Annotated in this window: 18 protein-coding genes; 10 read left to right on the plus strand and 8 right to left on the minus strand. The window is 72.4% G+C overall.

The window, feature by feature from the left end:
* The first annotated feature begins 558 nt into the window (after positions 1-558).
* Both ACA514_RS22045 and ACA514_RS22050 read left to right on the plus strand, forming a co-directional pair.
* A complete protein-coding gene (locus ACA514_RS22045) occupies positions 559-1,689 on the plus strand; it encodes a glycosyltransferase family 4 protein (protein WP_375043084.1) in 1,131 nt (376 codons plus the stop codon).
* Entirely contained in the window at positions 1,668-2,963 is a 1,296-nt protein-coding gene (locus ACA514_RS22050) for an MFS transporter (protein ID WP_375043085.1), read from the plus strand. The genes ACA514_RS22045 and ACA514_RS22050 overlap by 22 nt, the downstream gene beginning before the upstream one ends.
* Here the strand turns inward: ACA514_RS22050 and ACA514_RS22055 are convergent.
* The gene (locus ACA514_RS22055; RefSeq protein ID WP_375043086.1) at positions 2,956-4,425 is read right to left on the minus strand and encodes an MFS transporter; all 1,470 of its coding nucleotides are present in this window, start codon (positions 4,423-4,425) and stop codon (positions 2,956-2,958) included. The two genes, ACA514_RS22050 and ACA514_RS22055, sit on opposite strands and share 8 nt — an antisense overlap.
* Before the next feature lie 15 nt (positions 4,426-4,440).
* Positions 4,441-5,097 (minus strand): hemerythrin domain-containing protein, encoded by a 657-nt coding sequence (locus tag ACA514_RS22060; RefSeq protein ID WP_375043087.1) that lies wholly within the window; start codon positions 5,095-5,097, stop codon positions 4,441-4,443.
* A gap of 177 nt (positions 5,098-5,274) precedes the next feature.
* On the opposite strand from ACA514_RS22060, the gene sigJ reads away from it, so the two are divergent.
* Positions 5,275-6,240: an RNA polymerase sigma factor SigJ gene (gene sigJ / locus ACA514_RS22065; RefSeq protein WP_375043088.1), complete on the plus strand. Its 966-nt coding sequence runs from the start codon at positions 5,275-5,277 to the stop codon at positions 6,238-6,240.
* 70 nt (positions 6,241-6,310) lie between these two features.
* Here the strand turns inward: sigJ and ACA514_RS22070 are convergent, their stop codons facing one another.
* Complete coding sequence (locus ACA514_RS22070; protein WP_375043089.1) at positions 6,311-7,660, minus strand: hypothetical protein; 1,350 nt, start codon at positions 7,658-7,660, stop codon at positions 6,311-6,313.
* 252 nt (positions 7,661-7,912) lie between these two features.
* Here ACA514_RS22070 and ACA514_RS22075 point away from each other — a divergent pair, with 252 nt between their 5' ends.
* Together ACA514_RS22075 and ACA514_RS22080 are read left to right on the plus strand one after the other, a co-directional pair.
* Complete coding sequence (locus tag ACA514_RS22075; RefSeq protein ID WP_375043090.1) at positions 7,913-8,788, plus strand: DMT family transporter; 876 nt, start codon at positions 7,913-7,915, stop codon at positions 8,786-8,788.
* Positions 8,789-8,819: 31 nt separating this feature from the next.
* Positions 8,820-9,716, plus strand: coding sequence for a DMT family transporter (locus ACA514_RS22080; RefSeq protein WP_375043125.1), 897 nt, complete (start codon positions 8,820-8,822; stop codon positions 9,714-9,716).
* Here ACA514_RS22080 and ACA514_RS22085 read toward each other — a convergent pair.
* On the minus strand, positions 9,670-10,734 hold the full coding sequence (locus tag ACA514_RS22085; RefSeq protein WP_375043091.1) for a hypothetical protein: 1,065 nt from the start codon (positions 10,732-10,734) through the stop codon (positions 9,670-9,672). The genes ACA514_RS22080 and ACA514_RS22085 overlap by 47 nt on opposite strands.
* 64 nt (positions 10,735-10,798) lie before the next feature.
* Here ACA514_RS22085 and ACA514_RS22090 point away from each other — a divergent pair, with 64 nt between their 5' ends.
* From ACA514_RS22090 to ACA514_RS22100, 3 genes are all read left to right on the plus strand, one after another.
* Positions 10,799-11,545, plus strand: a complete 747-nt coding sequence (locus tag ACA514_RS22090) for a polysaccharide deacetylase family protein (RefSeq protein ID WP_375043092.1) — start codon at positions 10,799-10,801, stop codon at positions 11,543-11,545.
* Positions 11,546-11,738: 193 nt separating this feature from the next.
* A complete protein-coding gene (locus ACA514_RS22095) occupies positions 11,739-12,623 on the plus strand; it encodes an acetate uptake transporter family protein (protein WP_375043093.1) in 885 nt (294 codons plus the stop codon).
* Positions 12,624-12,770: 147 nt separating this feature from the next.
* Entirely contained in the window at positions 12,771-12,962 is a 192-nt protein-coding gene (locus tag ACA514_RS22100; RefSeq protein ID WP_375043094.1) for a hypothetical protein, read from the plus strand.
* A gap of 107 nt (positions 12,963-13,069) precedes the next feature.
* Here the strand turns inward: ACA514_RS22100 and ACA514_RS22105 are convergent, their stop codons facing one another.
* The 4 genes from ACA514_RS22105 to ACA514_RS22120 all read right to left on the minus strand — a co-directional run bounded on the left by ACA514_RS22105 (position 13,070) and on the right by ACA514_RS22120 (position 16,346).
* Complete coding sequence (locus ACA514_RS22105; RefSeq protein WP_375043095.1) at positions 13,070-14,056, minus strand: NAD(P)-dependent alcohol dehydrogenase; 987 nt, start codon at positions 14,054-14,056, stop codon at positions 13,070-13,072.
* 109 nt (positions 14,057-14,165) lie between these two features.
* Positions 14,166-14,870 (minus strand): TetR/AcrR family transcriptional regulator C-terminal domain-containing protein, encoded by a 705-nt coding sequence (locus tag ACA514_RS22110; protein ID WP_375043096.1) that lies wholly within the window; start codon positions 14,868-14,870, stop codon positions 14,166-14,168.
* A 67-nt stretch (positions 14,871-14,937) separates the two neighbouring features.
* Positions 14,938-15,804: an alpha/beta fold hydrolase gene (locus ACA514_RS22115; RefSeq protein WP_375043097.1), complete on the minus strand. Its 867-nt coding sequence runs from the start codon at positions 15,802-15,804 to the stop codon at positions 14,938-14,940.
* 68 nt (positions 15,805-15,872) lie between these two features.
* The gene (locus ACA514_RS22120) at positions 15,873-16,346 is read right to left on the minus strand and encodes a GNAT family N-acetyltransferase (RefSeq protein ID WP_375043098.1); all 474 of its coding nucleotides are present in this window, start codon (positions 16,344-16,346) and stop codon (positions 15,873-15,875) included.
* Positions 16,347-16,491: 145 nt separating this feature from the next.
* Between ACA514_RS22120 and ACA514_RS22125 the strand changes: the two genes are divergently transcribed.
* Both ACA514_RS22125 and ACA514_RS22130 read left to right on the plus strand, forming a co-directional pair.
* Positions 16,492-17,274: an alpha/beta hydrolase gene (locus tag ACA514_RS22125; protein WP_375043099.1), complete on the plus strand. Its 783-nt coding sequence runs from the start codon at positions 16,492-16,494 to the stop codon at positions 17,272-17,274.
* A gap of 171 nt (positions 17,275-17,445) precedes the next feature.
* A complete protein-coding gene (locus tag ACA514_RS22130; protein ID WP_375043100.1) occupies positions 17,446-17,829 on the plus strand; it encodes a YciI family protein in 384 nt (127 codons plus the stop codon).

Below are 17,829 nucleotides of genomic sequence, written 5' to 3' on the forward strand. Positions count from 1 at the left end.
CGTCGCCGGAAGCGAACATCCCTTGCTTCTGACCTGAGCACGGAGAACAAGTTTCCGGCCAGGCTTCGATGGCGCGTTGGTCAACGAAATGGACGGCTTGTGAGCCGAGGCAGCACTGTCACGCTCGGCCGTTCCCAAAGTGGTTCCCCAATGATTGTTGCGCGGCGCACCGCCTGGCGGAGGGGCGGCGTGCGCTGCGCCGTGACCTGGCCGACCGAGTCAACGACGAGCTTCGCCTCGGTGGATGGTTCACGGATACGTCGTCGACGGTGGCGCCCGGGATGTGGCGGGCCCGCAGGCGGGCTTGGTGGAGGGGGTGTGGGATGCGGTTGGGGGTGGGTGGGGGCGCGGTATTGGGCGGCTTGATCGGGGGTTGGCACAGGCTGGGGCCGGGGGCGGCTGTGGGGTGGCGTCCGCGGGTGAGGGGCTCGCGGTGGGGCGGGGCGGGATTGTGGTGGGGGTCGTTGGTTGGGGGGCGGCTGTGCGGGCATTCGTGGGCGCATGGAGATGCCGCGGACTCTGGTTCTCAGTGGGCACTTTCCGCCGGAGTCGGGCGGTGTGCAGACGTTCACGTGGGAGCTGGTGCGGCGGCTGCCCGCCGACCGGGTGGTCGTCGTGGCGCCCGCGTCGCCGGGGGCGGCGGACTTCGATGCGGGGCTGGAGTTCCCGGTGGTGAGGCGGCACGGGTACCTGCTGTTCCGGGGGTTGCGGAGGCTGGTGGCGCGGCAGGGGACGGAGGCGGCGTGGATCACGGCGGTGGCACCGTTCGGGCTGTACGCGCCGCTGGTGCGGGCGGCGGGGGTGCGGCGGCTGGTCGGGTCGACGCACGGGCAGGAGCTGGGGTGGTTCCGGGTGCCGCCGACGCGGGCGGCGCTGAGGGCGGTGGTGCGGTCGTTCGACGTGGTCACGCATCTGAGCGCGGGCACGCTGCCGGCGCTGGAGGCGGCCGTGGGCGACCGGACGCGGTTGGTGCAGATGGCGGGCGCGGTGGACACCGGGCGGTTCCGACCAGGGTTGGACGGGGCGCGGGTGCGGCGGCGGCATGGGCTGGGCAGGGGCCCGGTGGTGCTGAGCGTGTCGCGGCTGGTGCGCCGCAAGGGGCATGACGTGCTGCTGCGGGCGTGGGGGGACGTGGTGCGCAGGCATCCGGACGCGCGGCTGGTCATCGTCGGGGACGGTCCGATGCGGCGGCGGCTCGCCGAGCTGGCGGCGCAGGCGCCGCCGGGCACGGTCACGCTGGCCGGCCCTATAAAGCCCGCTGACCTGCCGTTCTACTATGCGGCCGCCGATGTCTTCACGCTGCCGTGCCGGGACGATCGGTGCGGCCTGCAGACGGAGGGGCTCGGGCTTTCGGTGCTGGAGGCGTCCGCGGCGGGGGTGCCGGTGGTGGTCGGCCGGTCCGGTGGCAGCCCGGAGGCCCTCGTGGACGGGCGGACGGGCGTGCTCGTCGACGCAGGCGGGCCGGACGATCTGGCGCTGGCGCTGCACCGGATGCTGGCTGATCCCGGGCGGGCGGCGGCGATGGGCGCGGCCGGGCGGGCGTGGGCCCGGGAGCGGTGGAGCTGGGACGCCGCGGCGGTCCGGCTGGCGGCGCTGCTCAGCGGTCGCGATCGTCCCGGCGACACTCCCCTCGGCGCGCGGCCCCGGACACCGTGGATGGAACCCGTATGGCACTCAAGGAGCAGCTGACCCGGCCGGATTTCCGGCGGCTCATCATCGGGCAGACGGTGTCGGCGCTCGGCGACTGGATGGGCACGCTCGCGCTGATGTACTTCGTGCTGGAGCTGAGCGGTTCCACCACGGCGGTCGGCGGGGTGCTGGTGCTGCGGCTACTGCCGTCGGCGCTGGGCGCCCCGGTGGCGGCGCGGGTGGTGACCCGCTGGCGGCGGCGGAGCGTGATGCTGACGTCCGACCTGATCAGGGTGGGCATGGCGCTGGCGCTGCCGATCGTGCCGTGGCTGTGGTGGGTGTACGTCTGGGCGTTCATGATCGAGGTGGTCGGGCTGATGTTCCTGCCCGCCCGGGACGCGGCGATCCCGTTCCTGATCGGCGACGACCGGGAGGAGGGCAAGGACGACCACGACACCGGGACGCTGGAGATGGCGAACGGGATCACGATGGCCACCTCGTACGGGATGATCCCGCTGGGCGCGGGGGCGTTCGGGCTGATCCTTTGGCTGTCGAACCAGGCCGGCTGGGAGGGCCACTGGCGGTACGTGGTGGTGTTCTGGCTGGACGCGCTGACGTATCTGGGGTCCTGGCTGGCGGTGCGGGCGATCCCGGATCTCGGTCCGGGGCCGGGCGAGAAGCTGGCCATGGAGCGCGACGAGCAGGAGGCCGGGGAGAATCACGGGTTCATCAACGCGTTGAAGCTGCGGGTGGTGCGGGGCGTCCTGCCGGGGATCGCGGTGGTGGCGCTGGGTCTCGGCGCGCTGTTCTCGCTGGGCGTGGTGTTCGTCAAGAGCGTGATCAACGCGGGGCAGATCGGGTTCGGGGCGCTGGTGGTGTGCTTCGGTGTGGGCGCGGTCGTGGGGCTGCTGGTGTTGCACCGCAAGACCGGGAGCCTGCTGACGCAGGTGCGGATCGCGACGGCCGTGCAGGGCGTGGTGATCGCCTCGATGGGCGGGCTCGCGTCCAAGCCGTGGTCGTTCGTCGGCGCGGTGCTGTTCGGCGCCGCGGCGACGAGCGCGCTGGTCGGCGGGATCACCTACCTGCAGGAGAGCCTCGGCGGGGTGGACCGGAACCTGGCGCTCACCGCGTTCCACGCGGTGCTGCGGTTCGGGCTGGCGCTGGCGGCGCTGCTGGCGGGGGGCGCCGCCGACCTCCTGAAGGAGGCCGGCGACGAGCCGCTGGGCATGGCCCCCGCCCAGTTCGTCCTGATGATCTCGGGCCTGGTGGTGCTGGCCGGCACCTTCCTGATCCGGTCGCCCCGCGGGGGGCGGCCGGAGCCCGCCCCTACCTGACCGGGACGGCCTCCGTCTCGGCCTCCGCCGGCTCCACCACCTCGCCGCGGGTGTTGGCGGCGCGCAGCGCGACGACCGCGGCGACGGCGATGAAGATGCTGCCGGTCAGCAGTGCCCGAGAGAAGCCGGCGGTCAGCGCCTCCGGCGCGGGCTTGCGGTCGGCGAGCAGGTCGTGGGTGCGGGCGGTGGACATGGCCGAGAGGATCGCCAGGCCGAGCGCGCCGCCGAGCTGCTGCGAGGCGTTGAGCAGCGCCGCCGCGATGCCCGCCTGGCCGGCCGGGACGTTGGCGTTGGCGGCGGCGGTGATGGACACGAACGCCAGCCCGAGCCCGAACGAGGTGACCATGAGGCCGGGCAGCAGGTCGGTGAGGTACTCGCCGTCCACCGGGATGCGCGACAGCCAGTAGATTCCGGCCGCGGCCAGCAGCAGCCCGACGACCATCAGGGGCCGGGACCCGGTCCGGGGCAGCAGCTTGGAGGTGATCCCGGCGGCCATCCCGACGCCGAAGCACAGCGGCAGGTAGGCCGAGCCCGTCTGCAGCGGCGAGTAGCCGAGCACGTTCTCCATGTAGAGGCTGAGGAAGAAGAACATCGACAGGAAGCCGGCGAGGGCGACGAGCTGGGTGAAGTCGGCGGCGCCGAGCCCGCGGATCCGGAAGATCGACAGCGGCAGCAGCGGGTCGCGGCCGCGCTGCTCGTTGACCAGGAACGCCAGCAGGATCACCGCGGCGCCGGCCAGGCCGCCGACGGTGCGGGCCGCGCCCCAGCCGACGTCCGGTGCCTTGACGATCGTGTAGACGAGCAGCAGCATCCCGCCGGTGACGAGGATCGCGCCGAGGACGTCGAAGTTCGCCAGCTTCGCGCTCCGCCGGTCGCCCTCGACCAGCAGGAACAGTCCGGCGATCACGATGATGCAGACGGGGACGTTCACCAGCATCACCCAGCGCCAGCCGGGCCCGTCGGTGAGCAGCCCGCCGAGCAGCACCCCGGCGGCGGACGCGCCGCCGGCGACGCCGCCCCAGACGCCGAGCGCCTTGCCGCGGTCGCCGCCCTCCTTGAACGTCGTGGTGAGGATGGACAGGGTGCCGGGCAGCATCAGCGCGGCGCCGATGCCCTGCGCGAACCGGGCGCCGACCAGCATCCCGGAGCTCTGCGCGAGGCCGCCGGCGATCGACGACAGCGAGAACAGGACCGTGCCGGCGACGACGATACGGCGGCGGCCGAGCAGGTCGGAGAGCCGCCCGCCGAGCAGCATGAACCCGCCGTAGGTGAGCAGGTATCCGGACGGCACCCACTGCAGGTCCTGGACGGAGAAGTCCAGGTCCTGGCGCATCGCGGGCAGCGCCACGTTGACGATCGAGGCGTCGATGAAGTCCAGGAACGCGATGGCGCACAGCAGCGTCAGGGTGATCTTGCCGCGGCCGGTCGCGAGGAAGGACGCCGGGGCGTCCGTGGTTGCCATGATCTGTCTCCCGATTCAGGCGCTCGCCGGCATCTGCCAGCGGGGCGCGCGCTCGTAGCGGGGCCGCCAGACGGCCCGGTACAGCAGCCGGACGGGCGGCGGGACGATGCCGAGGACGGTGCGGCGCGTGGCGTCCTCCGCGCCGTCCAGCAGCCAGGGGAAGAAGGAGGCGGCGCCGCTCATGCCGAGCTTGCTGCGCTGCTCGTTGCCGAAGGCGTTCCACTCCTTGCGGGTCAGCAGCTTCTGGACCAGCGGGAGCGCCAGCTCCTCCTCGTTCTCGCAGTGCTCGGTGAGGCCCTCCGCCAGTTCCCCGGCGCGGGCGGCGAGGACGTCCGCGGGGCCGTGGATCGCCGCCGCGACGGCGTCGAGCAGCCCGTCGAGGGCGTGGTGCTCGACCTCCATCCGGTCGAGGACGGCGGTGTCGGCGACCCGGCCGCGCAGGAGGGGCCACAGGTGCGTGTCCTCGGCGGTGTGGTGGACGGTGATGAACGTGGTGAACCGGTCCCAGCCGGCGCGGAGCGCGGGACCGGAGACGTCCCCGGCCTCGGCCATGGCGATCAGCCGGTCGAGGTCGCGCTGGAAGGCGTCGTGGACCGCGTACATGAACGAGACGTCGACCCGGTCCTTCGCGCCGGTGGGCGCGTCGGTGCCGGACTCCGTGGTGCGGCTCATGGAGGACCCCCTTGTGTCGAGCCGGGATTGCCCCGTTTTCGCCACCAAAGAGGGGCGGCGGGCCGGCGAGTGTGACACCGCGGTGCCGGGGTGAGGCGCACATCACATCCACCGGCGGGATGTCACACTTCGGGTGGGCACGGCCCTCTAGGGGGTGAGCGCACAGGAGGTCGACCCATGCCCGAAGGCACCGCCGAGGACACCGCGACGCGGGTGTTCGCCGATCACCGGGAGCTGCTGTTCTCGGTCGTCTACAACATGCTCGGCAGCGTCGCCGACACCGAGGACGTCCTGCAGGACACGTGGCTGGCGTGGGCGGCGCGGCACGGCGCGGGCGGCGCGGAGGAGATCGGGAACCCGCGCGCGTACCTGGTGCGGGTCGCGGTGAACACCGCGCTCGCCCGGCAGGCGGTGATCAACCGCCGCCGGGAGACGTACGTGGGGCCGTGGCTGCCCGAGCCGCTGGTCAGCGACGCGGGGGCGGAGGAGTCGGCGGAGCGGACCGAGGCGGTGTCGATGGCGCTGCTGGTCGTGCTGGAGACGCTGACGCCGCTGGAGCGGGCCGTGTTCGTGCTGCACGAGGTGTTCGGGTACGCGCACACCGAGATCGCGGCGATCCTGGACCGCAGCCCGTCGGCCGTCCGGCAGCTGGCGCACCGGGCCCGCGAGCACGTGCACGCGCGCCGGCCCCGCTACCAGGCGGACCCGAAGGTGCAGCGGCAGGTCACCGAGCGGTTCCTGCGGGCGGCGCTGGGCGGCGACATCCAGGCTCTGATGGAGATGCTGGCGCCGGACGTGACGCTGTGGACCGACGGCGGCGGCAAGGCGCGGCCGGCGGCGCTGCGCCCGATCCACGGCGCCGACCGGGTGGCCCGCACGGTCACCGGCGGCGCCGGGAGGGAGCGGTGGCCGCTGGACGTCCGGTACCGCACCGTCAACGGCGACCCGTCCGCGCTGCTGTTCGACGACGACGACGCCCCGTTCGGCGTCATGGTCCTCGACCTGGCCCCGGACGGCGACCGGATCCGCGGCATCTACGCGGTGACCAACCCGGACAAGCTCACCCACATCGACGAGGCCCGCCAGGAGGAGCCGCGCGAGGAGTCGCGCCCAGAGGAGCCGCGCCAGGAGCAGGCGCGCTGACGGGACACCCGCGCCGGGCCGTCGTCGCGGGGGCCGAGCGACGACGGCCCGACGCGGGCCGGTACCGGGGTCAGCGGGCGGGGCAGGCGGGGAACAGGCGTCGGGTGCCGGTGCCGGCGGCGTAGGCGGCCGGGTCGCTGAACCGGCATCCGTAGTCGGGACGGGCGACCACGGACGGCTTCGTCGTGACGTCGCCGGCGGGGCGCCGGCCGGTGCCGATCCAGCGGGTCAGGTCGTCCCAGGCGGCGCCGGCCTCGGCGTTGGAGAACTCGCAGTGCTGGACGGTGCGGACGGCCCGCTGGACGAGCAGCCCCGACCGGTGGTTCCGGGCGGTCTCGGCGGCGTAGACCTCCTCCATGGAGAACGGGACGAACATGTCGCCGAGCCCGTGCAGGGACAGCACGGGGACGTTCGGGCGCCCGTCGATCAGCGGGACCTGCGAGAGCCGGTGCGAGAGCCGGGCGGCGGGGTTCGCCACGGGCACCCGCTGGACGGTGCCGTTGACGTCGACCGGGGTGTTCGGCGTGTAGCGGGTGAACCGGTTGGTCGCGAGTTGCCCCGGGTCCTCCGCGAGCGTGGCGCCGGGTGCGGGCGGGGTCGCGAGGGTGAAGGGGTAGTCCTTCCAGAGCGCGAACGCCTGCTCGGCGCCGGGGCGCGCGCCGCCCGTCCGGTCGATGAGGATGGAGCGGAACTGCTTGCCGAGCGCGTTGGTGGTGTCGGGGCCGCCGGGGGTCAGCCCGGTGAGGCCGAGGGCCTGCTCGATCTTCGGCACGGTGGTGGTCTGGTAGCCGGCGGTCACGGGGTACTCGCGGATGCCGGACAGGTCCTGCGCGACGACGTTGTAGTCGAGGAAGTAGTCGAAGAGGGCGTCGTCGCCGAGGACGCCGCACATCGGCAGCGCGCCCGCGTAGTAGCCGGGGTACTGCTCGATCGAGCGGCCGACGATGTGCCCGCCCATGGAGGCGCCGACGATGATCCGCTGCCGGGGCCGTCCGACCTCGGCGGCGAACAGGTCGGCGAGGTCGCGGGTGCCGACCACGCCCGCCCGCACGTCGTAGCCGTTGTCGTAGTAGGACGAGGCGGCCCACGCGTAGCCCTGGTCGAGCATCCGCTGGCGCAGCCCGAACGGCGGCGGGCCGACCGCCAGCACCTTGCCCTGCCCGGCGTAGCCGTGCGCGTACATCGCCAGTCGGCCGTTCCAGTGCGGCGGCACCTCGATGTCGTAGGCGGCGTGCCGGTGCACGCCCTGCAGGACGCGGGACGGGGCGCCGTGCACCTGGACGGGCGCGAGCGGCGGGTTCTGGATGGTGTAGCCGGGCAGCGGCTGGTCGCCGGGCGTCGTGTCGGCGCGGGCCGTACCGGCGGGCAGCAGTGCGGCGAGCGCGGTCGCGGCGATGGTGGCGAGGGCACGGATGCGCATGGGACTCCCACGGTCGAGCGTGCCGGTAGTACATACCGGCCGGTCGGTTTGTGGAATGGCCGTGACCGGATCCGGCCGGGCCGCCGCCGGACCGGCGGCCGGCCGCCGCCGGACCACCGCCCGGCCGGCGCCCCGGCGCGCGCGCCGCGGGATCAGGTTCATGCAGGCCGGCGTGGGTAAGGGGTCCATCGTGATCTTCGCGGCCCGGAGCCGCCGGGCGCGGATCTACCGATCCTTATGAACCTCTTCGGGATGATCTTCGCCGTGGCGGCGGCCGCGTTCACCGGACTCGGCTTCGTCGCCCAGCAGCATGCCGCCTACCGCGAGCCGCTGGAGGAGATGCTGCACCCCCGGCTGCTGCTGCACCTGCTGCGCAGCCGGCTCTGGCTGGCCGGCATCGGCACGATGATCGTCGGGCAGGTGCTGTTCGCGGTGGCGCTGAACATGTCCGACATCGCCGAGGTCGAACCGCTGCTGGCGAGCAACCTGATCTTCGCGCTGGTCGCCGCGCACCTGATCTACCGGGAGCGGCTGGGCCGCGCGGAGTGGCAGGGCGCGATCCTGTTCACCGCGGGCGTCGCGCTGTTCCTGACGATCGGGGAGCCGCACGGGGGCACCGAGCCGAGCACGCTGTCCCCGCGCTGGATCGCGGGCGCGGTCGTGCTCGGCCTCGTCGGGCTGCTGACGATCGCCGGCCAGCACCGCGACCTGCGGGTCCGCGCGATCACGCTGGCCACCGCCGCCGGGCTGCTGTACGGGCTCCAGGACGCCCTGACCCGCAGCGTGCTGCTGCTGTTCGACCACGGGAGCAAGCGCGCCCTCATGGACTGGCAGCCCTACAGCCTGGTGCTGATCGGGGCCCTCGCGCTGCTGTTCTCGCAGAGCGCGTTCGACGCGGCGCCGCTGCGGATCTCGCTGCCCGCGACCACGGCGGCCGAGCCGCTGACCGGCATCGCGCTCAGCATCGTGATCTTCGGGGAGCGGCTGCGGCTGTCGATCGGCAGCCTGGCGCTGGAGGCGCTCGGGCTGGCGGCGATGGTCGCCGGGATCGTGGTGCTCGGCCGGTCGCCGTACCTGGGTAAGCCGGGTGAGCGGGAGGACGCGCGCACGAACGGGGTGGAGTGCTGACCGGGGTGGGTGCCAACGGGGTGGGGTGCTGATGCTGTCGGTGCTGTTCGCGGTCCTGGCCGCCGCCGCCAACGCACTGGCCTCGGTGCTGCAGCGGCAGGTCGCCAAGGGCGCGCCCGACGAGCACACGTTCCGGCCGTCGCTGATCGCCGACCTGCTGCGCAAGCCGGAGTGGCTCGGCGGGATCGCCGCGCTGATCGCCGCGTTCCTGCTCCAGGCCGCCGCGCTGGACCGGGCGGGGCTGGCGCTGGTCCAGCCGCTGCTGGCGGCCGAGCTGCCGTTCACCATGCTGCTGCTCGGCTGGCTGGTGCCGGGCGCGTTCGGCAAGGTGCCGTGGCCGGCGGTCGGCGCGCTCACCGCCGGGCTGGCCGCGCTGCTCGTCGCCGCCAGCCCGTCGGAGGGCCCGGGCAGGCCGGGCCCCCTCGGATGGACGATCGCCAGCGCCGTGACGGTGGGCCTCGGCGCCGGGCTGGTCCTGGCGGCGTGGGCCGTCAGCGGCCCGCTGCGCGCCGTCCTGCTGGGCATGACGACGTCGCTGGGGTTCGCGCTGACCGCCGCGTACATGAAGACGGCCACCCAGATCATCACCGACAGCGGGCTCGGCGCCGCCTTCACGTCCTGGGAGCTCTACGCGATGGTCGCGACGGGCGTCGCCAGCCTGGTGCTGCTGCAGATGGCGCTGGCCAGCGGCACCCTGGTCGTGGTGCAGCCGGCGCTCACGGTCACCGACCCGGTGGCGAGCATCTGCCTCGGCGTCGGCCTGTTCGACGAGCACGTCCGCGGCGGCGGGTGGATCGCGATGGAGCTGGTGGGCGTCGCGCTGATCCTGGTCGGCAGCATCGGGATCGCCCGCTCCCCCGTGCTGCACGAGCAGCACACCGTCAGCCGATCGCCGCACACACCGCGCTCTCGGCGGGTTCGGCGCTGAACAGCGCGTCCACCCGGGCGGTGCGGGTGCGGCGCAGCGCGTCGTCCTTGAGCCGGTCCAGTGCCTGGACGAGCTCGGCGGGCGAGTGCGCGTAGACGCTGAGCCCGCCGCGCGCCATGGCCCGCGCGCCGTCGCGCCCGTGCCCCGGGATCGGCCGGTAGGAGACCACCGGCAGCCCGCACGCGAACGCCTCCCGGCAGGTCATCCCGGCGGCGTTGTCGACCAGCGCGTACGCGCCCGCCATCAGCTGCGGCACGTCGTCGCGCCAGCCGAGGGCCGGGGCGAGGCCGGCGCCGAGGATCCGCGCGCGCAGCCGCCCGTTGCGGCCGCAGAGCACGACCGGCCGGTACCGGCCGGACGCCGACAGCACGCCCGCCGCCTCCACCACCCGCCCGACGCCCCACGCGCCCGCCGAGATCAGCACGACCCGCTCGTCCGGCCCGGCCCCGACCGCCTTGCGCAGCCGGGCGCCGTCGTCCGCGCCGCCGGGGCGGCGGAACTGCGGCGGCACCAGGGGCGCGCACCGGACGGCGGGACGGCCCGTCGCGGCCGTCACGGTCCGCGCGGCCGCCTCGTCCGGGCACAGGTACCGGTCGTTTCCGGGATGCAACCACATCCGGTGGACGGCGAAGTCGGTGACCAGCACCAGGGACGGCGCGTCCAGCCGGCCGGCCCGGCGCAGCCGCCCGGCGGCCTGGGCGGCGACGTGGAAGGTCGACACGACCGCGTCCGGCGGCAGCTCCCGGACGCGCCGCTCCAACCGCGCCGCGATCAGCGCGGTCAGCGGTGACGGCGGCGGCGGGTGCGGCGGCCCCGGCCGCCGGGAGACGAAGAACGCCCTGTAGACCGCCGCGTACAGCCAGGGCGCGGACCTCATCGTCCCCGCGTAGGCGCGGCGCAGCGCGTGCCCGAGCCGCAGCGGCACGAGGTCCAGCACGTCCACCACGGTGACCTCCACCCCGTGTGGCGCCACCCGCCGTTCCAGCTCGCCGGCGACCGCGTCATGCCCCGCACCCATGCCCGCTGTGAGAATTAAGAGTCGCTTGCCCATGAGATGGCACCCCCCTATGCAAAATGGTCATGTGGACACACGTATCCGGGCACGTCGCGTCCCTGCCGTCGCGCTCGGCGGAACCGCCGCCGCGCTGGGCGTCGCGCTGGCGCACACCCTGCCCGCGGCGACCTGGCTGGCCCCGGTCCGCCGCCGGACGCCCCGGATCGCCGGCCGCGGCTTCACCGACCACGTCGCGCTGACCCTGGACGACGGCCCGGACGGCGCGTCCACGCCGCTGTTCCTCGACGAGCTCGACCGGCTCGGCTGCCGCGCGACGTTCTTCGTGCTCGGCTCGATGCTGAGCCGGCACCCGGACGTCGGCCGGCGCATCGCCGCCGACGGCCACGAGATCGCGGTGCACGGCTGGCACCACGACAACGCCCTGCTCACCCGCCCGGGACGGGTCTGCGCCGAGCTCGCCCGGACCGTCCGGCTCGTCGAGGACGTGTGCGGCGTGCGGCCCCGCTGGTACCGGCCCCCGTACGGGGCCCTGAGCGCGGAGGCGCTGCTGGCGGCCCGCCGCAACGGGCTGCGGCCGATCCTGTGGACGGCATGGGGACGGGACTGGACGGCGTCCGCCACGCCCGAGTCGGTGCTGTCGGCGCTGTCGCCCGGCATCGAGGGCGGCGCGACGCTGCTGCTGCACGACAGCGACGTCACGTCCGCACCGGGTGCGTGGAAGTCGACGCTGGGCGCGCTGCCCGCCGTCGTGGCGTCGTGCCGGGACGCCGGTCTCGCCGTGGGACCGCTGCGCGATCACGGGATCGGCCCCTGACGTCCGCCCTCCGCTCCCCGCACCCCCGAAGGGGCGGGCGCCTGCGCCGCTGTCACACGAATCTTCTGCCCCCTGCGCGCCGCAGGTATGTGGACGGCGTTACCCGCGCCCACTGTTGCCCGTTTTGTGCGTTTCACCTCCTGATTCACGGTTAGAAGGGGGTGAGGAGATTCTCCTATCGGGGAGGAGTGTCATGAGGGATCGAAGAAGGTCCGAAGGAAGGGCTTCGCCGGTTCCCGGCGAGGGCACGCCGATGGCGGGCACCGGGCACGACGTGCCCGCGCATGACATGCCCGCGCACGATATGCCAGCGGGGCGGGGCGCTCCGGCCGCGTCCGCGGCGCCGAGGAGCGGCGCCGCCGAACCGGAGATGCACGCCCTCTGGGAGGACCGTACGCGGATCTCCCTGCAGCCGATCGCGGCGCCGTCGATCCTCGGACTGTTCGGGTTCGCGGGCGCCACGATGATGGTGGGCGCCTGGCAGGCGAACTGGTACGGGTCGGCGCTCACGCCGCTCGTGCTGTTCCCGTTCGTCATCATGTTCGGCGGCCTGGCCCAGTTCCTGGCCGGGATGTGGTCCTACCGCGCGCGCGACGGCCTCGCCACCGCGATGCACGGCATGTGGGGCGCGTTCTGGCTCGGCTGGGGCCTGCTGTTCATGCTCGTCGCCATCGGGGTCTACCCGCTGGCGCTGAGTCCGCGGATCGGGGTGGTCAACCAGAGCTTCGCCTTCTGGTTCATCCCGCTCTGCGTGATCACCGGCCTGGGAGCACTGTCCGCGATGGGCAGGAACCTGGCGATGTCGGCGGTCCTGTGGCCGCTGGCCGCCGGAGCCGGCTTCACCGCCGCGGGATTCTGGGCGGGCTCGACCTGGCCGCTGCGCGTCGGCGGCTGGCTGTTCGTGATCTCCGCGGGGATCGCCGTCTACACGGCGGCCGCGATGATGATGGAGAACACCTACGGCCGGACGATCCTGCCGCTGTTCGCGTTCCGGAAGAACCAGAACATCCCGGGACGTCGGGCCAGCAGGCCGCTCGAGTACCGCTACGGCGAGCCGGGAGTCAAGATCGGTCAGTGACGCCCGGCACTCCGTGCCGCGCCCCGTCCCCGTCTCGCTGGGGCCGGGGCACGGACATGGGGCCAGGTTTTACCTAGTTCGTGCAAGTTTTACCCTTTTGCTCCCTCTATTCTGGGCGTCAATCCATCGGCGCTGGGAGGGAGCGGGATGCGATCGCTGTTCCGGAGAACGTGGCGACGGGCCGTCCAGGCCTACCACCTGGCCTGCGCGCGGGACGACGCGGCCAAACGGAAGATCGTGATTCCGAGCGGGGTGTGGGTCTGCGACCACTGCGAACAGGCCCTGCTGGAACTGACCGCCCTTCGCGAGCACATCCGCACCGAGCACGCCTACATCTGACCGCGTCGCGGTCAAGCGATCTGGGCTCGCGCCTGCGTCGACGACCAGTGGACCGACGCCGCCATCATCAACGTCCGCCTCGTCTGAGGCGCGCGGACGTCCGGCCGTCAGACCGTGATGACGACCTTGCCCCGGCAACGGCCGCCCTCCTGGTAGGCGATGGCCGCCGGGATGTCCTCGAAGGGGTAGCCGCGGTCGATGACCGGCGCGACCTTCCCCTCTTCGATGAGGCCGGTCAGCGTTATCAGGCCCTGCTTGTGTCCGGTCCGTCCGTACACGTCGGCCGAGACGATCCGCTGGGACACGAACGGCGAGAGCGCGACCGACGCCAGGACGTGACCGGCCGGCTGGATCCACCGGCCCGTCGGCCCGCCGACGACGACGCATGTCCCCTTGGGGGTCAGCGCGCGCCGGCACGTCCGTGCTGGACGGTTTCCGGCGACGTCCAGCAGCAGGTCGTAGCTCTGCCCGTGCCGGGTGAAGTCCTGCGCGGTGTAGTCGATGACCTCGTCCGCGCCGATCGAGCGGACGAGGTCCGCGTTCCGGGTGCTGCAGACACCGGTCACCTCGGCGCCGAACGCCTTCGCGATCTGCACGGCGAACGTCCCGACGCCGCCGGACGCCCCGTTGACCAGGACGCGCTGCCCGGCCTCCACCCGTCCCTGATCGCGCAGGCCGTACAGCGCGGTGAGGGCGGCGAGCGGTACCGCCGCCGCCTGCTCGTACGACAGGTTCGCCGGCATCGGCGCCAACCGGTCCTCCCGGACGCACACGTATTCGGCGAAGCCGCCCTGTTCGAGCAGCGCGAACACCGCGTCGCCGGGCCGGAACGCGGTCACGTTCCCGCCGACCGCCTCCACCTCGCCCGCCACGTCGGCGCCCAGGATCGCGATCTTCGGCCTGCGCAGGCCGAGCGTGCCCGGCATCAGGCGGGCGACGTACGGCTCGCCTCGCATGTGGTGCCAGTCGTAGGGCTGTACCGATGTCGCGCGGACGCGGACCAGCACCTCGCCGTCCGCGGGCTCGGGCCTGTCGGCATCGGTGAGTTGGAGAACCTCGGGTGCACCGTACGAGCGCACGACGAACGCCTTCATTCAGCCCCCTCCGGGCCGGCACGCACGAGGTTTCGTACGTTGTAAGTCGTACGTCGTAAGGTAGTTCTTACGGCGTAAGACGACAAGGAGGGCCGATGGCCGGGAACGGTCAGGGGGTCGCGCGCAGCCTGTCGAGGCCGTCGAGGATCACGTCGAGGCCGAACTCGAACTCGAACTGGTCGTCGCACCAGCCCAGCGTCGAATCCGGATCGTCGTGCACGACCTCCATCAGCATGCCGGCGAGATGCGGCAGCTCGCCGGCCATGCCCTCCAGCGCGGCCGCGGCGTCGTCGCCGCCGTCCGCCCCGTCGCCCGGATCGAACAGCTCCTGGGTGAAGCCCAGGGCCCGGCTTCCCAGAGCGTGCAGGGCGTGGTGGCACAGGTCGTTCGAGAAGCCGCCGTCGCGCATGAGCCCGATCAGGCCGTCGTGGTACCGCAGCACCGCAAGGCTCGTCGCGGTGCGGGTCTCGAACACGCCGGGCGCCCAGGGATGGCGGAGCAGAACCTCGCGTGCCGCCAGGATCCGCCGCCGCACCGCGGCCTTCCACGCGTCTCCCTCGGAGGGCATGTCGATCCGGCCGACGACCTCGTTGATCTCCGCGACGACGGCATCGGCGATGCCGTCCAGGACCTCTTCCTTGTTGGCCACGTGGTAGTACAGCGACATCGCCTCGGCCCCGACCTCTTCGGCGAGCCGGCGCATCGTCAGCGCCCGCACCCCGCCCTCGTCGGCGATCCTCACCGCGGCCCGCAGCACCCGCTCCCGGCTCAGCGGGACCCTCGGCTCGTTGCCTGCCTTGCTTCGGGCGACCACCTGCTGCCACACCCCTTCCCCGCCCAGATCGTACAGAGCGGCCGGGACGGCGAGCGCCCGCCGCCTCTCATCCGGCGGTGAGGAATCCGGTGATCGCGTCGGCCACCGCGGCGGGCGCCTCCTCGGCCATGTGGTGCCCGGAGTCGACGGCGTGGCCGCGGACATCGCCGGCCCAGTCCCGCCAGATCCGCACCGGGTCGCCGTAAAGGTCCTCCAGGTCGTCCTTGGCCGACCACAGCACCAGCGTGGGGCACCGGACGCGGCGGCCGGCGCTCCGGTCCTCCTCGTCGTGCCGCCGGTCGATGCCCACTCCGGCCCGGTAGTCCTCCAGCATGCCGTGCACCGTCTCCGGGTCGTGGATCGCGTTCTGGTAGTCGGCCCACGCCTCGGGCGCCATGTGCTCGTCGGTGGCGGTGTACCAGGCGTCGGGGTCGGCGTTGATGACGCGTTCGGCGGGCTTGTCGGTCTGGGCGAAGAACCACCAGTGCCACCAGGCCGCCGCGAAACGGGCGTCGCACCGTTCCAGGTGCTCGACCACCGGCAGCCCGTCCATGGCCACCAGACCGGTGACCGCGGACGGATGGTCCATCGCGACCCGGAACGCCACGAGCGCGCCGCGGTCATGACCGGCGACCGTGAAACGGGTGTGCCCGAGCGCGCGCATCAGACTCACCAGGTCGCGGGCCATCGCACGCTTGGAGTACGGCCCATGTTCGGCGTCGGTCGGCGGCTTGGACGATTCTCCATAGCCGCGCAGGTCCGGGCACACGACCGTGAACCGCTCGGCGAGAAGGGGCGCGACCTTGTGCCAGGTGGCATGAGTGCGCGGATGGCCGTGCAGCAACAGCACCGGCGGCCCGGAACCGCCATGCCGCACCCGCAGCGTCACCTCACCGACATCGACCCGATCCAGCGCGAACCCCTCAAAGAACATCCCCGCGCATTACCCCCGCACAGCCTCCCCATAACCCCACAGCCTGAGACCGGATCGGCTCACCGCGCTCAGGCGCTGGTATCCGTTCCGAGGGCTCTTGTCATGAAGACGCTGTTGGGGTCGGGACGGTAGTCGGCGAAGGGCTCGCAGTACTCGAAGCCGAACCGCTCGTAGAGCCTCCTGGCCGGAAGGAAGAACTCGTCCGAGCCGGTCTCCAGACTGATCCGCGCGAATCCCATGCGCTCGGCTTCGCCGATGATGTGCCCGAGCAGCCGCGACGCGATGCCGCTCCGCTTGCGCGCGGTCGACGTGCGCATCGACTTCAACTCGGCATGCGACGCGTCCAGCCGCTTGATCGCCCCGCAGCCCACAACGGCGCCGCCGTCCACCACCGACCAGAACGTGACGTCGGGCGCGCGCAGCCCGTCGAGGTCAAGGGCGTGCTTGCTCTCCAGCGGCGTAATGGACCGCATCTCCTGAACGTGCTCGTCCAGGAACTCCGCGATCTCCCGCCCGGACAGGTCGTCAACAACGATTCGCATCACACACCCTCACCACGTACCAGAACACCAGTCCGCCACCCTAACCAGCGCCCCCCAGGGAGATCACCCAGCACCAGCGCCGCCGCCGCCGGAGGGAGGCGAGCAAGCCTGGCCATGTCCGCTTCAGGCCAACCCGCCAGCCACCTTGACCGCTTTCGTCGATGGGGTACGTCAGACGCAGGGCGGCGCCGGTCAGCACCGTCACGTGACCGTGATCGGGCACAGCTACGGGACACGGCTCATCGGCGAGGCGGCAACCCATGGCAATGGGCTGAGGGTGGACGACATGGTCGCAGTGGGCAGCCCTGGGATGGGCGTCGACAACGTGAAGCAACTGCACATCGACCAGCGGCACTTTGGGCGATTACGGACGCGTCGGCCTCGACTCCGGCAAGCCGCCGTCATGAAACGCCTACCGACCTTCCTGGTGATCATCACGCTGTTCGCCGTCGCCGCCTCCGGGTGCACCCACCATGGAAAGAAAGACGAGTTGAAGGTCGCCGACGAGAAGGAGCTGTCGCAAGGGCTCGACGACTTCTTCTATAAGATCATCCACGCTCTGGACGCAGGTAAGGACGCCACCCCTCCCACGGGTGGCTCCGCGCCCTGTGACCAGTTCGACGTTCAGTATTTCGAGGACGGAGAGTTCAGCCCGTACAACATTGCATCCTTCTCGAGCATCGAGGACATGCGACCCGACAGATCGGTTCCGGCCGTCATGCGATTGAAGGCGTACGCGGAGCGCGTCGGATGGAAGATCACGAAGTTCGTGCCCGCCGACGACCCGCGGAAAGGGCCGCAACTGGCGGGCCACGACCCGGTCAGCGGCTACAGCTTCAGCGTCGACGCCCTCTTGGACGCCCGGAACCGCATCGTCATCAGCGTGGGGTCGAAGTGCGTCAGAGACCCCAGGGACTACCGCGGGTGAGATTCGGGGTCTTCTCGAACGCGGACTGGACGCCGAAGAGCCCATGCTCCTCGGCGTCCGCTGCGCCCGCGTGCGACGCGATGCCGGTCCGCTTGCGGGTGGTTTCAACTCGGCATGCGACGCGTCCGCCCGCTGGAAGATATGTTCATGCCCGGCGGCAGATGCTTGGAGATGGTGATGCCGGAACCTGATGGCGAGGACCACGTCCCGCGCAGCACGTACATGTTGATCTTTCGTGGGGGTGCTGTTTCGCGTCATGACCTGTCGCCGTCCGAGCTTCAGGCCCATGTCGAGAAGTGGTATCGCTGGTCGGAGGAGTTGGCGGGGCAGGGCAGGCGCAACACCGGAACCGCGCTCGATGGCCCGGGGGCCACGGTTCGCGGCCGCGAGCTGGTCACCGACGGACCGTATGCCGAGTCGAAGGACCTCGTGACCGGCAGCATGATCTTCGAGGCGGCCTCCTGGGAGGACGCCATCGAGGTCGCGCGCGGGTGCCCGACGTATGAGTTCGGCGGGTCCGTCGAGGTGCGGCCGATCCAGAGTCATCGGGTCTGA

The sequence above is a fragment of the Actinomadura sp. NTSP31 genome (genome assembly GCF_041951385.1).
In the GTDB taxonomy this organism is placed as follows: Bacteria; Actinomycetota; Actinomycetes; order Streptosporangiales; family Streptosporangiaceae; genus Spirillospora; species Spirillospora napierensis.